The sequence below is a fragment of the Demetria terragena DSM 11295 genome (assembly GCF_000376825.1).
Lineage (GTDB): Bacteria > Actinomycetota > Actinomycetes > Actinomycetales > Dermatophilaceae > Demetria > Demetria terragena.
Genome location: NZ_AQXW01000004.1, coordinates 518100 through 531541, shown reverse-complemented (window position 1 = coordinate 531541; position 13442 = coordinate 518100). Strand labels below are relative to the sequence as shown.

General features: G+C 66.1%; 12 protein-coding genes. 9 read left to right on the top strand and 3 right to left on the bottom strand.

Features of this window, described 5'->3' with window-relative positions:
* Positions 1-46: 46 nt before the first annotated feature.
* From F562_RS0106655 to ligD, 4 genes are all read left to right on the top strand, one after another.
* On the top strand, positions 47-484 hold the full coding sequence (locus F562_RS0106655) for a DUF6504 family protein (protein ID WP_018156161.1): 438 nt from the start codon (positions 47-49) through the stop codon (positions 482-484).
* Positions 481-942: an SAV_6107 family HEPN domain-containing protein gene (locus F562_RS0106650; RefSeq protein WP_018156160.1), complete on the top strand. Its 462-nt coding sequence runs from the start codon at positions 481-483 to the stop codon at positions 940-942. The genes F562_RS0106655 and F562_RS0106650 overlap by 4 nt, the downstream gene beginning before the upstream one ends.
* A 63-nt stretch (positions 943-1005) precedes the next feature.
* Positions 1006-2331, top strand: a complete 1326-nt coding sequence (locus F562_RS0106645; RefSeq protein WP_018156159.1) for an MFS transporter — start codon at positions 1006-1008, stop codon at positions 2329-2331.
* 14 nt (positions 2332-2345) lie between these two features.
* Positions 2346-3467, top strand: coding sequence for a non-homologous end-joining DNA ligase (ligD, locus tag F562_RS0106640; protein ID WP_018156158.1), 1122 nt, complete (start codon positions 2346-2348; stop codon positions 3465-3467).
* An 11-nt stretch (positions 3468-3478) separates the two neighbouring features.
* Here ligD and F562_RS0106635 read toward each other — a convergent pair whose 3' ends face one another.
* On the bottom strand, positions 3479-4540 hold the full coding sequence (locus F562_RS0106635; RefSeq protein ID WP_018156157.1) for an ATP-dependent DNA ligase: 1062 nt from the start codon (positions 4538-4540) through the stop codon (positions 3479-3481).
* Between the two features lie 54 nt (positions 4541-4594).
* On the opposite strand from F562_RS0106635, the gene F562_RS0106630 reads away from it, so the two are divergent.
* From F562_RS0106630 to F562_RS0106610, 5 genes are all read left to right on the top strand, one after another.
* The gene (locus F562_RS0106630) at positions 4595-5773 is read left to right on the top strand and encodes an alpha/beta hydrolase family protein (RefSeq protein ID WP_245553620.1); all 1179 of its coding nucleotides are present in this window, start codon (positions 4595-4597) and stop codon (positions 5771-5773) included.
* A gap of 35 nt (positions 5774-5808) precedes the next feature.
* Positions 5809-6609, top strand: a complete 801-nt coding sequence (locus F562_RS0106625; RefSeq protein WP_018156155.1) for a lysophospholipid acyltransferase family protein — start codon at positions 5809-5811, stop codon at positions 6607-6609.
* A gap of 110 nt (positions 6610-6719) precedes the next feature.
* Positions 6720-8849: a RecQ family ATP-dependent DNA helicase gene (locus tag F562_RS0106620; protein ID WP_018156154.1), complete on the top strand. Its 2130-nt coding sequence runs from the start codon at positions 6720-6722 to the stop codon at positions 8847-8849.
* Between the two features lie 60 nt (positions 8850-8909).
* Positions 8910-9959 (top strand): glucose 1-dehydrogenase, encoded by a 1050-nt coding sequence (locus tag F562_RS0106615; protein WP_026181062.1) that lies wholly within the window; start codon positions 8910-8912, stop codon positions 9957-9959.
* A gap of 3 nt (positions 9960-9962) precedes the next feature.
* The gene (locus tag F562_RS0106610; protein ID WP_018156152.1) at positions 9963-11348 is read left to right on the top strand and encodes a DNA polymerase IV; all 1386 of its coding nucleotides are present in this window, start codon (positions 9963-9965) and stop codon (positions 11346-11348) included.
* Here the strand turns inward: F562_RS0106610 and F562_RS0106605 are convergent.
* Complete coding sequence (locus F562_RS0106605; protein ID WP_018156151.1) at positions 11345-12310, bottom strand: quinone oxidoreductase family protein; 966 nt, start codon at positions 12308-12310, stop codon at positions 11345-11347. The genes F562_RS0106610 and F562_RS0106605 overlap by 4 nt on opposite strands.
* A gap of 1 nt (position 12311) precedes the next feature.
* Positions 12312-13331: a L,D-transpeptidase family protein gene (locus F562_RS20755; RefSeq protein ID WP_156822564.1), complete on the bottom strand. Its 1020-nt coding sequence runs from the start codon at positions 13329-13331 to the stop codon at positions 12312-12314.
* Positions 13332-13442 lie beyond the last annotated feature (111 nt).

The following is a 13442-nucleotide window of genomic DNA, read 5'->3' as shown; positions in this document are numbered from 1 at the left end:
CTGTCGGGGGGCAGCGTTAGAGTGCTCGACATCGAACATTTGTTCGATGTCGTTCGAGGTGGGAGATCTGATGCGCAGATGCCGTGAGCACATTGAGGTGCGAGTTCAGCAGGCCGATTCGGTCACGGGTGAGGCAGCCGCCAGTGAGCCGCAGCCGACGATGTTTGTGTGGGACGGTCGGCTGTATGTCATTCGAGCCGTGCTGGGCTGCTGGGAGGAGTCTCCCGGCTGGCGACGGTCAGTGGGGGCCGACCGCGTGTGCGATCGAGACCGCGGTGAGCCCGGCAGCAACGAATCGGTCAGTGGCGGTGCGGTCTTGGTGGCCGACGCGAAGGGCGTCGAGACCGTATGGCGCGTTGAGGCCAGTGCCGGCCGAGGGCTCGGTGTGGCGGTCTACGACCTCGCCCATCGGCCCGCTGATGAGCGTCAGCCAGAGTCTTGGGTTCTCGTGGGGGTCAGTCAGCCGGGTCGGGTGCTCTCATGACGGCAACGGCACGTCTCTCGGCGCCGGCTTCGGCGCCAGCGGGGGTTGCCCCGACGGCGTCAGCGGTCCTTGACCTCATCGACCGTTCGCGAAGTGGCCTGCGGGCTGCCTGTCATGCCCAGGGTGCGGGCGAGCGATACACCCTGGCGCATCTGGCTGCGCTGCGCGCCGCGGGGGCAATGTTGGCTGCCCAGGGGCGAGTCGGGCGACGGGCGCGGCCCCGCAGCGTGTGGGAGTTAATCCCGGCCGCGGTCCCGGAGTTCACCGAGTGGGCCGCGTTCTTTGCCGGGTCAGGCCGTCGGCGTCAGGCCATCGAGCGAGGTGTCCAGGTCTCCACCCGTGAGGCAGATGATCTGGTCCGGCAATCCGAAACCTTCCTGGATCTTGTGTGTGCGCAGTTGGGATTGCCGGTGCATGCGTCGGTGACCACCTGTGTCGCGCCGATCACTCATGGGTGACGGCTGCCGCCTCCACGGAATCTGACTTGCGAGCCCGTCGCTGGGGGACGAGAGTGATCCGCTGTGACCTCGTCCCTGTCTGCACGCATAGCCGAGTTGCGTGTCGATATCACGCCGTTGCGATCCAGCGCCGACTTCCGGCGACTCTTCTGGGGCGGAAGCATCTTCTGGTTTGGCGGGATGTTCAGCTATGTGGCACTGCCATTTCAGCTCTATGACCTGACCGGTTCTAACTTCGCAGTCGGCGCGCTCGGGCTCGTCGAACTCGTCCCGCTGATCGTGTTCGGGCTCTATGGCGGAGCGCTCGCGGACCGGGCAGACCGCCGGACGATTCTGCTGTCGACCTCAGCAGCACAGGTGCTCCTCATCGCGACGTTGCTAGCGAATGCCGTGCTGGAGAGCCCGCAGATCTGGCTGATCTATGTCATCGGCGCCCTCTATGCCGTGGCGTCCTCGCTGCAGCGTCCGGCACGAGAGGCGTTGATGCCCCGCACGGTCCGGCATGACGAGTTGCCTGCCGCGACGGTGCTCAACTCACTGGGTCGCCAGGTCGCGATGCTCACCGGCCCTGCGCTGGCCGGCCTGATCATCGGGCAATTTGGCGTATCCGTTGCCTACGCCGTCGACGTCGCTGCTCTCGCGGCGGCGACGGCCTTGCTCTGGGGTTTGTCGATTCGCGGCCGCCCGCAGGAAGGCGACGGCGAGGACATCGGTTCGCTTCGGCAAGTGCTGGTCGGGTTGCGTTATGCCGCCTCCCGTCGCGACCTCGTGGGCACCTATGTCATCGACATGGTGGCCATGATCATGGCGATGCCGATCGTGCTGTGGCCAGCGCTAGCCACTGATGTCCTAGAGCAGCCGGAGTGGCTCGGCCTGCTTTATACGGCGGAGGCGGTTGGCGCGCTGGTCGCTACCTCGACGTCTGGATGGACCAGCCGCGTCCACCACCACGGTCGGGCAGTCGTGCTGGCAGCCATAGCGTGGGGTGGTGCCATCGCGCTCGTCGGGCTGATGCCGTCGATGATCTGGGTTGTGCTGTGCCTCATGGTCGCTGGCGCGATGGACATGATCTCCGGTGTCTTCCGGTCGATCATCTGGAATCAGACGATTCCTGACCACCTTCGAGGCCGTCTCGCGGGCATCGAGATGTTGTCGTACTCGCTCGGTCCGATGGCCGGTCAAGCCCGCGCGGGGCTGGTTGCCGACGCCTGGTCGGTGCGGGGCGCTATCACCTCGGGCGGCATCGCCTGTATGGGCATGGTGGGGCTGACCGCTGTGTGGTTGCACGATTTCTGGCGGTACGACGCGCGTACCGACGTGCACGCGGTTGCCGAGCGCGAGCGTCGGGCCCAACTCGCTGCGAAGCAAGGCATGCCTGGAACTACCTGACTACAGTCAGCGACATGAGTCCCGCGAAGGCGAAGCCAGAGATCCTCGAGGTCCCAGGCCCTGACGGTGAGCGCACGGTGCGGATCTCCAGCCCGGACCGTGTGCTGTGGCCCGATGTCGGCATCACCAAGGTTGACCTCGCGCGTTACCTCGTGGCCGTTGCCGAGCCATTCCTGCGCGCTAATGGCGGTCGACCTGTTGCGCTGCAACGCTTCCCGGCTGGTGTCGAGGACAATTGGTTCTTCTCCAAGAATCCACCACGGGGAGTTCCCGACTACACCCGAACGACGGTCTGCACCTATCCGTCGGGCCGCAAGCACCCGCAACTGGTGCTCGATGAGATTGCCTCGGCGGTGTGGTGCGCGCAGATGAATACGATCACCTTCCACCCCTGGCCCATGCGCGCTGACAACAACGACAATCCCGACGAGATCCGGATTGACCTTGACCCGCAGCCGGGCCAGACGTTCGGCGATGTGGTGGAGGCGGCGTACGGCCTGCGCGAGGTCATGACCGACATCGGGCTGACGCCGTGGGTCAAGACGTCGGGAAGTCGAGGTGTTCACGTCTACGCGCGCATCGCGGCCGAGCACGAGATCTTGGAAGTACGGCACGGCGTCATTGGGATCGCGCGCGAGTTGGAGCGTCGCCTGCCCGATCTGGTGACGACCGCGTGGTGGAAGGAAGAGCGCGGGCAGCGCATTTTTGTCGACTTCAACCAGATGTGCCGTGATCGGACGATTGCCGGTGCCTACTCGCCGCGTCCGCTGCCTGGGGCTCCCGTCTCGATGCCGGTGACCTGGGACCAGTTGCGGGACGTGAAGACCTCTGACTTCACCGTGCTCACCGCTCCAGAAATTCTCGCGTCCGATGGAGATGCCTGGGCCGACATGAACGCATCGGTTGGCGACGCGAGCGTCGCAATTGCCCTGTGGGACAAGGATGTTGACGAGCGCGGGCTTGGTGAGATGCCGTTCCCGCCGGACTACCCCAAGATGCCGGGTGAGCCGCGCCGGGTGCAGCCGAGCAAGAAGCGCGACGACCTACCAGACCCAGAGAAGCGGGAAGGCTACGAGCGACCTAAGCGCTGGATCGAGGAGCATCCGGAAGAAGGCCAGTGGCCGCGCCCGGAGTGATGAGTACGCCATTAATCGGTGAGTACGGCGTCCAGGTCATAGGCAGGCGCTCGTTCGACTTGGGTCAGTAGGCACGACTGGGGCTCGCGATCAGGGCGCCACCGGAGGAACCCGACGGCATGCCGAAATCGGGAACCCTCCAACTGGTCGAACTTCACCTCGACGACCCGTTCGGGACGGAGCCGGACGAACGAGACATCCTTGCTGCTGCTGAACCGGGACCGATCAGTTTCGCCGGTCATCGCATCGCCCTCGTCGTCACGGACGACCAACTCTGCCAACTCCTCGACGAGCTCCCGGCGTCGCTGCATGGTGAACGCCGAGATGCCGCCGACGTTGCGCAGATTGCCTGCATCGTCATAGAGCGCTAGGAGCAGTGACCCCACACCCTCGCCGCTCTTGTGCACCCGATAGCCCACCAGCACAGCCTCGGCAGTGCGGGAGTGCTTGATCTTCAGCATCGTCCGCTTGTTCTGGGCATACACCCCATCCCACGGCTTGGCCATGACGCCGTCGAGACCGGCGCCCTCGAACCGGGTAAACCAGTCCTGCGCTTCTTGCGGGTCATCCGACACGCGGGTGAGGTGAAAGGGCGCCTGCGCGGACACCCCGGAAAGCGCCGTGACGAGCGCGTCGCGACGATCCCGGAAGGTGTCCTCCAGCAACGAGCGGTCACCGATGGCCAACGCGTCGAAGAAGATCACCTCGGCAGGCGTCTCCTGTGACAGCTTGGTCACGCGCGACTCCGCCGGATGGATGCGCTGACCGAGAGCCTCGAAGTCGAGGCGTTGCGCACCGGGCGCGCCCGAACGTACGACGATCTCGCCGTCGAGGACACAGCGCTCCGGGAGGTGTTCTCGAGCCGAGATGACTACCTCGGGGAAGTATCGGGTGAGCGGCTTCTTGCCGCGCGAGGCCAACTCGACCTCGTCGCCGTCCTTGAGCAGGATCACGCGGAACCCATCCCACTTGGGCTCGTAGCCGTAACCACCCGCAACGGTGTCGGCGTCCGGAACAGCGGCGGTCGCCTTGGCGAGCATGGGGGAGATCGGCAACTCGATCGGCAGGTCCATGGGGGCATTGTGTCGTGTCGCGCCGATGGTGGCACCGTCTGGCACGATGCCCGTGTGGGTAGCACGAGTATGCGACGCGTCGTGCGGGCTGGCGTCGGCGTCGGTACGAGCGCGGCGGCTGGTGTGCTGACAACGTTTGGACTGGCTACCTATTTCGCGCGGCGGGTGGTGACACCTGAGCAGCATCGTGCCGATGACGCCGTCCTGGTGGACGTCGACCTCGACACCACGCCGCCGCAGATCACCCTTCTCGCCGATGCGGAATCGACTGTTCCCGGGCGCTACGGGCTCTGGCTGCCAGACGGTGGTCATGCCCGGGTGGGCAAGGTGCTGTCCCACGATGAGGACAGGAGCCGGGTGACTCGTGAAGTACTCGGCGTTGATCGCGGCACGCTGGAGCGCGGGGGTGCGCGCTGGAACGGTGCGTATTACATCGGCCCGCCTGACGCGGCGCTGGGCTTGCCTTGCGAGCACGTACGGATCCCGGGAGAGTTGGGTTCCCTCCCCGCGTGGTTGGTCCGTGCTGAACGTCCTTCACGCACCTGGGCGATTTTGGTCCATGGCCGAGCAGCGTTGCGCGATGAGGCAATTCGCGCCCTTCCGCTCCTTCGCGATCTTGGGATCACCTCGCTCACGGTCAGTTATCGCAACGATGCCGAAGCACCGGCGAGCCTTGATGGGCGCTATGGGCTTGGCCTGCACGAATGGCGGGACATCGATGCGGCCATGGCATACGCCGTAGCCCATGGCGCCGACGACCTGGTGTTGTTCGGCTGGTCGATGGGGGGTGCGACCGTGCTGCAGACGTTGGACCGGTCGCACGGCGCCCACCACGTCAGCCGCGTCGTGCTGGACGGCCCGGTCGTCGATTGGGGAGACGTCCTGCGCCATCAGGCACGACTCAACCGGCTCCCCACACCGATCGCGCGCCTGGGGGGTGCATTGCTCGGCGGCGCGCTCGGGCGTCGCACCGTCGGCCTGCGAGAGCCGCTCGATCTTGGGCTGACCGACTGGGTGGCTCGTGCGGACCGGCTGCACCATCCCATGCTGATCATCCATTCCGAAGACGATGACTACGTGCCGTCGGGACCGTCGGCGGCGCTGTCCAGGGTGCGCCCGGACCTGGTCACCTATGTCCCGTGGCAGGTGGCCCAGCATTGCCGCGAGTGGAACACCGATCCGCAGCGTTGGGAGCAGATCGTGCGCGACTACCTCCTCAGTGAAGGGCCATGAATCCACGGGCCGTCGAGGGCAAGTAGCCTCCCCCCATGACACGCACGAGCTCTGGCGAAAGTCGGGAATGGGTCTATGCACCCGTCATCCGGGTGGCACTCGGCGTCTTCAAGGCGCAAGGCCTGAAGTTCACGATCGAGGGTGCGCAGCACATCCCGGCCTCCGGAGGTGCGGTGATCGCGATGAACCACCTGTCCTTCTTTGATTACGCCTACGCAGGTCTCCCCGCGCGAGAGCAGGGACGCATCGTGCGGTGGATGGCCAAGAAGGAGATCTTCGATGTCCCTGGGGGTGGTGCGCTGATGCGCGGCATGAAGCACATTCCGGTGGATCGGGCGGCGGGCCTCGGAGCTTTCGGCTCGGCGGTCGCCGCACTGCGGGGCGGCGAACTCGTCGGGGTTTTTCCTGAGACCACGATTTCCCGGAGCCTGGACCTGAGGGAGTTCAAGACCGGAGCAGTACGCATGGCTCAGGAGGCTGGTGTCCCGGTCATTCCGCTCCTGGCGTGGGGAAACCACCGCGTGTGGACCAAGGACCATCCAAAGCGACTGGGGCGCAGCGGGATCCCGATCTCGATGGAGGTCGGTGCCCCGATGTGGATTGACCCTGAGGCCGCCCCGGTCACGGAGACTGAACGGCTTCGTGCCGACATGACGACGATCCTGAACCGCCTGCAGGAGAACTACCCAACGCTGCCTGCCGAGGAGCAGGTCTACGTTCCGGCTCGCCTTGGTGGTGCCGCGCCGACCGCAGACGAAGCGCGTGAACTCGACCAGGCTGAGGTGGCACGGCGGCGTGCCAAGCACGCCGCAAAGTGCGCGAAGAAGCGCGGCTAAAACCCGCCGACCGCCGAACCTATCCACAGGGCGCAGTGGCGCCGCCGCGGTATTCACAAGGTTGACTAGGGCCGTACGCGATGTCTGCGGCAGCGCCTACGGTGAGTGGCATGACGAGCAACATGGTGAGCGACGCGAGCGACCTGACAAGCGTGGCGCAGGAAATCGACAACGCGGCCACCACAGTGCTGGGGGCGTTGGCTGGTCCCGATGCCCGCCTCCGGGATGACCAGCGCACCGCCGTCGAGTCGTTGGTGCGGCCAGGCGCGCGGGTGCTCGTGGTGCAGGCGACGGGGTGGGGCAAGTCGGCGGTCTACTGGGTGGCGACCGCGGTGTTGCGCGGTCGCGGAGCGGGTACCACGTTGGTGGTGTCCCCGCTGCTGTCGCTGATGCGTGACCAGGTCGCTGCTGCGGAACGTGCCGGCCTGACCGCTGCCACCCTCAACAGTTCCAACGTGGGTGAGTGGCGTCAGATTGAGGAGCAACTTCAAGCAGGCGAGATCGACGTCTTGCTCGTGTCACCGGAGCGACTTGCCAACCCTGGTTTTGGCCAGCGCGTGCTGGATGCGCTCGCGGGACGTCTCGGATTGCTGGTGATTGATGAAGCGCACGCGGTGTCTGACTGGGGCCATGATTTCCGACCTGACTACCGGCGAGTGTCAGACGTGCTGCAGCGACTCAACCCGGATACGCCTGTTCTGGCCACCACGGCGACGGCCAACGCGCGAGTGACCGACGACCTCGCGCTGCAGTTGGGGGAGCACACCACGGTGCTTCGGGGCCCGTTGGCGCGGTCCTCCCTTCAATTGACCGTGTTGCCGCAGATGGACCCGTTGGCCAGATATGGGTGGGTAGTACAACACCTGCCCGAGCTTCCTGGATCAGGCATCATCTACACCCTGACCATCGCCGACGCAGAGCGGTTGACCGAGGCGATTCAGGCCAGGTACGGCGACGACCCCGATCTGCGGGTGGCCTCCTACACCGGCCGTCTCGATGCCGCGGATCGCGAACAACGCGAGGAGGCGCTGCGCGCTAACGAGGTCAAAGCGCTGGTCTCGACTTCAGCGTTGGGGATGGGCTATGACAAGCCCGATCTTGGATTTGTCGTCCACGTGGGTTCACCACCCTCGCCAGTGTCTTACTACCAGCAGGTCGGCCGCGCGGGCCGCGCCATTGATCACGCCGCCGTGGTGCTGTTGCCTTCAGCGGCCGACGACGGTGTCTGGGATTACTTCGCCACGGCGACGATTCCGAAGCAGGACCGGGTCGAACGCCTGCTCGCTGCACTCAATGACCATGACGAACCGGCGAGTGTGCCAGCGCTGGAGGCAGAGACAGGACTGCGACGTACGGCCGTTGAGCTCATGCTCAAACAGCTGGCCGTGGACGATGTTGTGGAGCGCAGCCAGGACGGCTGGACCCGCACCGGCACGGACTGGACCTACGACCAGGAGCATTACGACGCCGTGGTGGCCGTGCGCCGCCGCGAAGCAGACATCATGCGCCAATACCTTCGCGGTGAGTCGTGCTTGATGAAGCTGCTGCAGCAATCCCTTGACGATCCCGCAGCGCAACCGTGTGGGCGGTGCTCGGTGTGTCTGGGAAATCTGCCGGAGCCGCTGCAGGCCGAAGCCGCCGCGGACATGGTTGCCGGGGTCCGTGAGGTACTCCGTGGGCAGACTCATCTGCTGGAAACCCGCAAGATGTGGCCAGGTGGTGCCTTTGGTGCACGCGGTCGCATTCCTCAGCACCTGAGTGCCGACGAGGGCCGGGTTCTCGTGCACGCCGACGCACCGGAGTGGACGGAGGCCCGGACGGGGGTGCTCGTCCAGGACGGGCCACCGACGCCTGAGGTGCTGCATGCTGCGGTGACCGCACTGAGCCGGTGGAAGGACACCTGGGTGCAGCGGCCCGACCTGGTGCTTGCGCTGCCAGCCGCTGGCCTCACGTCGTTGACCAACGGTGTTGCCGAGCACCTCGCGCAGGTCGGACGCCTTGAGTGGACAACGTGGACTCCCACGGGTGCGGTGGATCCCGATCTGGCATCCGCAGATGAAGCGGCCGGATGGCGCGGCGCGCTCGACAGCTCCGGAGTGCGCGATCAGGTCGCGAATCGGCGCGTCTTGTTGGTGGTGGACCGGACCCGAAGCGGGTGGGCCGTGACCGTCGGCGCGGCCGCGCTCCGGGAAGCAGGCGCCGAGGCGGTCCTGCCCCTCGTCATCCACCGGGTGGTGTGAGACAGGACGAACCACGAGCCATCAACGGGGTTGTCATCGGTAGCCATTAGCGTGGTCGGTATGCGTGCGCTCACCGTCATTCCCGGCCAGATCGGTTCGGCTGCAGTCCTGGACGTCGACGAACCAGACCCGGCACAGGGCGATGTTCTTGTGCAAGGCCTGGCGGTCGGGATCTGCGGCACCGACCACGAGATCATCGAGGGCTTGCACGGTCAGGCACCGCCGGGGAGCGAGCGACTCATTCTGGGCCACGAATCTCTGGGTCGGGTGGTGGAAGCCCCCGGATCGAGTGCGGTGACTCCAGGCGATCTGGTGGTAGGCATCGTGCGTCACCCCGACCCGGTGCCCTGTTCGGCCTGCGCCCACGGCGAATGGGACATGTGCCGCAACGGCCAGTTCACCGAGCACGGCATCCAGGGGCTGGCCGGATTCGCCTCCCAGCGGTGGCGGGCCCAAGGAGATCACGTCGTGCGGCTCGACCCGGCGCTCAGCGAGGTCGGCACGTTGCTCGAACCGACCACAGTGGTGACCAAAGCCTGGGAGCAAGTCGACCGCATCGGCGAGCGTGCCTGGTTTAGTCCACAGACCGTCCTGGTCACGGGCGCGGGTCCGATCGGACTGTTGGCCGCGATGGTGGGCGTGCAACGGGGCCACGACGTGCACGTTCTCGACCAGGTGACCGAGGGTGCTAAACCCGACCGAGTCGCCGAACTCGGCGCGACCTATCACGCTGGTGACGCGGCGGAGGTGGCCGCGCAGGTCAAGGCTGATGTGGTGATCGAAGCGACCGGCGCTAGCCCGGTGATTCGGGCGCTGCTCGGGCATCAGGTGCCCTACGAAATCCTGGTTTTGACAGGCATTTCCGCGCCATCGCCGGAGCTCATCGTTGATCTGGGCACGGTGGCCCGTGATCTGGTGCTCGGCAACGGTGTCGTGGTGGGCTCGGTCAACGCCAATAAGCGTCACTACGACCAAGCGGCCTCCGCACTTGCCGCAGCGGATCTCGACTGGTTGCGCCGCCTGATCAGCCGACGGGTGCCGCTGGAGGACTTTGCCTCCGCCCTGGAACCAGAACCGGACGACGTCAAGGTCGTCCTCACGCTCGAGTAGACCGTGCGCTCCGTCGCCAGCATCCTGCACCTTGACTTGGATGCCTTCTTCGCTGCTGTGGAGCAGCGGGACAAACCATCGCTGCGCGGACGACCGGTCATCGTGGGAGGTATCGGGCCACGCGGTGTCGTCTCGACAGCGTCCTACGAGGCGCGAGCCTTTGGCGCGCGGTCGGCGATGCCCACGTCGGAGGCCAGGCGCCGCTGTCCGGCAGGAACGGCGTTCTTGGGCGGTCGGTTTGCTGCGTACCGTCGTTCTTCGGCGGTCGTTATGGAGTTGCTGCGCGAGTTGTCGCCGGTGGTCGAGCAAGTGTCGGTCGACGAGGCCTACGTCGACCTTGCCGCCGGAGACGACCTCGACTTGAGTCCCGAGGGCACCCGCACCCTGACCGAATGCCTCTTGGCCCGTATCGAGCGTGAGACCGGAGGGCTCACCGCCTCAGCCGGGATCGCCTCCTCCAAAATGCTGGCCAAGATTGCCTCCGAGCTCGACAAGCCGAACGGGCTGGTGGTGATCGACCCCGGGCGCGAACTCGAGGTCATCGCTCCGCTGTCCGTACGCGCCCTTGGGGGTGTCGGTCCGGCTACTGCAGATCGGCTCCGCGGGTTCGGGGTCGAGACGGTCGCGCACCTGCGCCGGATGACCGTCCCGGACCTGGTGAGCATCTTTGGCGAGTCCCATGGGCGCGGTCTTCACCGCCTCGCGCGAGCGCAGGACGATCGTCCTGTGGTGGTCGAGCGGGAGGCCAAGAGTGTCTCGGCAGAGGAGACCTTCGAGGTCGACATCACCGACCGCGCGCGACTGCGCGCTGAACTTGCTCGACTTGCGGAGGGCGTCTGTCGCCGGCTCACTTCGCAGGCGGCCTTCGCGCGCACCGTGACACTCAAAGTGCGCCACCCAGACTTCAGCCTGCAGACTCGGGCGGCGACGCTGGGCCACGCCACTGACCAGCCACATCACGTCACCGAGCTCGCAGTGTCGCTCTTGGACGGCATCGATGTGAGCGGCGGGTTGCGGCTGATCGGGGTGGGGGTCTCGGGGTTCACCCCTCATGCGCAGGACGAGTTTGACCTCGGGCTAGCGGCCAGCGCCCCGCGTACCCACCGCGACCGGGACTATGAGGCCGGTGCCGCCGATCTTGCGTCTGCGCCCATGGTGTCCACCTCCGCTCAGCCGGAAGGAATCTCGTTGTGGCGCACCGGTGCCGACATCTGCCACCAGGACCACGGGCCCGGGTGGGTTTGGGGGAGCGGGCGTGGTCGAGTGACGGTGCGCTTTGAGGGACCGCTGACCGCTCCGGGACCCGTACGCACCTTCGCGGCGGACGATCCCTTGCTTGAGCCTGCTGATCCACCGCACTGGATCGATCCGAGCGAAGAGTCCGCCTAGGTGGTCAGGACGATGTTGCCTTGCGTCCGACCATCGAGCATGGCCTGGAACCCCTCGGCGGCACGATCGATCGGCACCGTGAGCCCCACTTGCGGGCGCAAGCCAGTTGTCTCACACAGGGAGAGCAGGTCGGCAAGCTCCTGACGGGTGCCCATCGTGGAGCCGATCACGCTCAGTTGGAGGTAGAAGATCCGGGTGAGTTCGGTGGCGTCGGGTTCACCAGACGTCGCGCCACAGGTGACCAGGACGCCGCCGGGCTTGAGCGACTTGATCGAATGGGACCACGTCGCCTTGCCGACCGAGTCGAAGACGCCGTCCACACGTTCGGGCAACCGGGCGCCGGGCTCGAAGACCTCGTGCGCGCCGAGTTCAGTGGCCAACGCCCGCTTTTCCGGACTGCTGCCGGTGACCCAGACCCGAAGCCCGGTCGCGACGCCGAGCGCGATCAGCGCGGTCGCCACGCCACCGCTGGCGCCCTGCACCAGCATCGTCTGACCAGCGCGTAGTCCCGAGCGTGTCATCAACATCCGGTACGCGGTCAACCACGAGGTGCCGAGGCAGGCGGCCTCGGCAAAACTCAGGTGCTCTGGCTTGGGCAGCACGTTGGCGGCTGGGACCACGACCTGCTCGGCGAAGGTGCCTTGGCGCCCCTCGGTGAACATGCTGCGCTTGGGGTCGAGGGTCTCATCGCCCCGCCACCCATCGCTGCTTAGCACCGGATAGAGCACAACGTCCTGGCCATCGGGAAGCGTCCCGGCAGCGTCCATGCCGAGGATCATCGGATAGTGCTCGGGCTTGAGGCCCACGCCGCGCAGCGTCCACAGGTCGTGCATGTTGAGGCTGGCAGCGCGCACCGTGAGGAGCACCTCGTGCGGCGCGGCCGTCGGCGCCGGACGGTCACCGACGGTCAACCCCGCGAGCGGAGTGTCCGCTGAGGGATAGTCGGCATAGACCGCGCGCATGTTAGTGAACGAGGACCCGGGTCTGGAGGTTTGCGTAGCCGCTGGACCAGAGCCAGTCCATCGTGGTGTTGGTCACCCGGACACAACCGTGGGAGGCGCCATAGGCGGGCACGCTGGACGCGCCATGCACGGCGATCCCGTTACCGGCGAAATACTTCGGACGGTACAGATTGCCGATCTCCAGGGAGGATTCGCGCAACTCATCTCGCTGGAAGTTGATGTCCCAGTCGCCCGTGGGGGTACGCCCATCCGCCGTCTCGTAGCGGACCACCTTGCCGTCCTTTTTGACGGGGTACTTGAACGACTGATTGCTGCCACCGGAGACATTGACCGTACGGATCAACTGGCCGTCACGGACGACGTACATGACCTGCTTGGTGAGGTCGATCTCCAGGCCGGTGGAGATCTTCGGGTTTCCGCGGACACCCTTGTTCATGGCCTTCAGCGTGGCCGCATCGATGTTTCCGGTACGCGGCAGCCCGGCCACCTTCTGCAGGGCCCACACCGCCTGGCGAGTCCCAGAGCCGTAGGCGCCATCGGGTGAGGGCATGAAGTAGCCGAGCGAGGTCAGTCGCTTCTGGGCTGAAAGAACTCGGGCGCCCGACGACCCCAGCGCCATCGTGGAGCCGTCGTCCTCGAGCGGAGCATCAGAGGTCGACGGGCTGGGCTTCGCCGTCTCCTTCGGCTCCTGCGTCTTGGTGGGCTCTTCCGTCTGCGTGCGCGTTGGAGTCTGAGTCGGCGTCTGAGTTGGCGTCGGTGTAGGCGTCGGTGTTTGAGTCGGCGTCTGCGTGGGGGTGGGCGTTTGGGTGCGCGTCCGAGTTGTCGAAGTGCTGCTGGTCGACGTCGAACTGCTCGTCGTGGGCGCCGGCTGGGAGGAGGACTTCGTCGACGAGGTAGGTGCCTCGGTCGACAGGCTCTGGTTGGCCTTGGGGTCTGCCGTGCCGCAGCCAGCAAGAATCAGAGCGGCGGTGACCGAGCCTGCAACCGCTGTGGCCCGGGTGCGTCGAGAGATGGAGCGCATGAAGTCGGATCCTCGTGGGCAGAAGAAACAAGGTGACGCGAACTGCCCGCCGTTGGCGCGTCCCCAGGGTGTTCGGTAAGCAAGGTGCAGGCTGGGAACCCTGATACACCT

Excerpts from the sequence above, each read along its gene's own strand:
- F562_RS0106655 (WP_018156161.1), top strand. The coding sequence starts at position 47 with ATGTCGTTCGAGGTGGGAGATCTGATGCGCAGATGCCGTGAGCACATT.
- F562_RS0106650 (WP_018156160.1), top strand. The coding sequence starts at position 481 with ATGACGGCAACGGCACGTCTCTCGGCGCCGGCTTCGGCGCCAGCGGGG.
- ligD (WP_018156158.1), top strand. The coding sequence starts at position 2,346 with ATGAGTCCCGCGAAGGCGAAGCCAGAGATCCTCGAGGTCCCAGGCCCT.
- F562_RS0106635 (WP_018156157.1), bottom strand. The coding sequence starts at position 4,540 with ATGGACCTGCCGATCGAGTTGCCGATCTCCCCCATGCTCGCCAAGGCG.
- F562_RS0106625 (WP_018156155.1), top strand. The coding sequence starts at position 5,809 with ATGACACGCACGAGCTCTGGCGAAAGTCGGGAATGGGTCTATGCACCC.
- F562_RS0106620 (WP_018156154.1), top strand. The coding sequence starts at position 6,720 with ATGACGAGCAACATGGTGAGCGACGCGAGCGACCTGACAAGCGTGGCG.
- F562_RS0106615 (WP_026181062.1), top strand. The coding sequence starts at position 8,910 with ATGCGTGCGCTCACCGTCATTCCCGGCCAGATCGGTTCGGCTGCAGTC.
- F562_RS0106605 (WP_018156151.1), bottom strand. The coding sequence starts at position 12,310 with ATGCGCGCGGTCTATGCCGACTATCCCTCAGCGGACACTCCGCTCGCG.
- F562_RS20755 (WP_156822564.1), bottom strand. The coding sequence starts at position 13,331 with ATGCGCTCCATCTCTCGACGCACCCGGGCCACAGCGGTTGCAGGCTCG.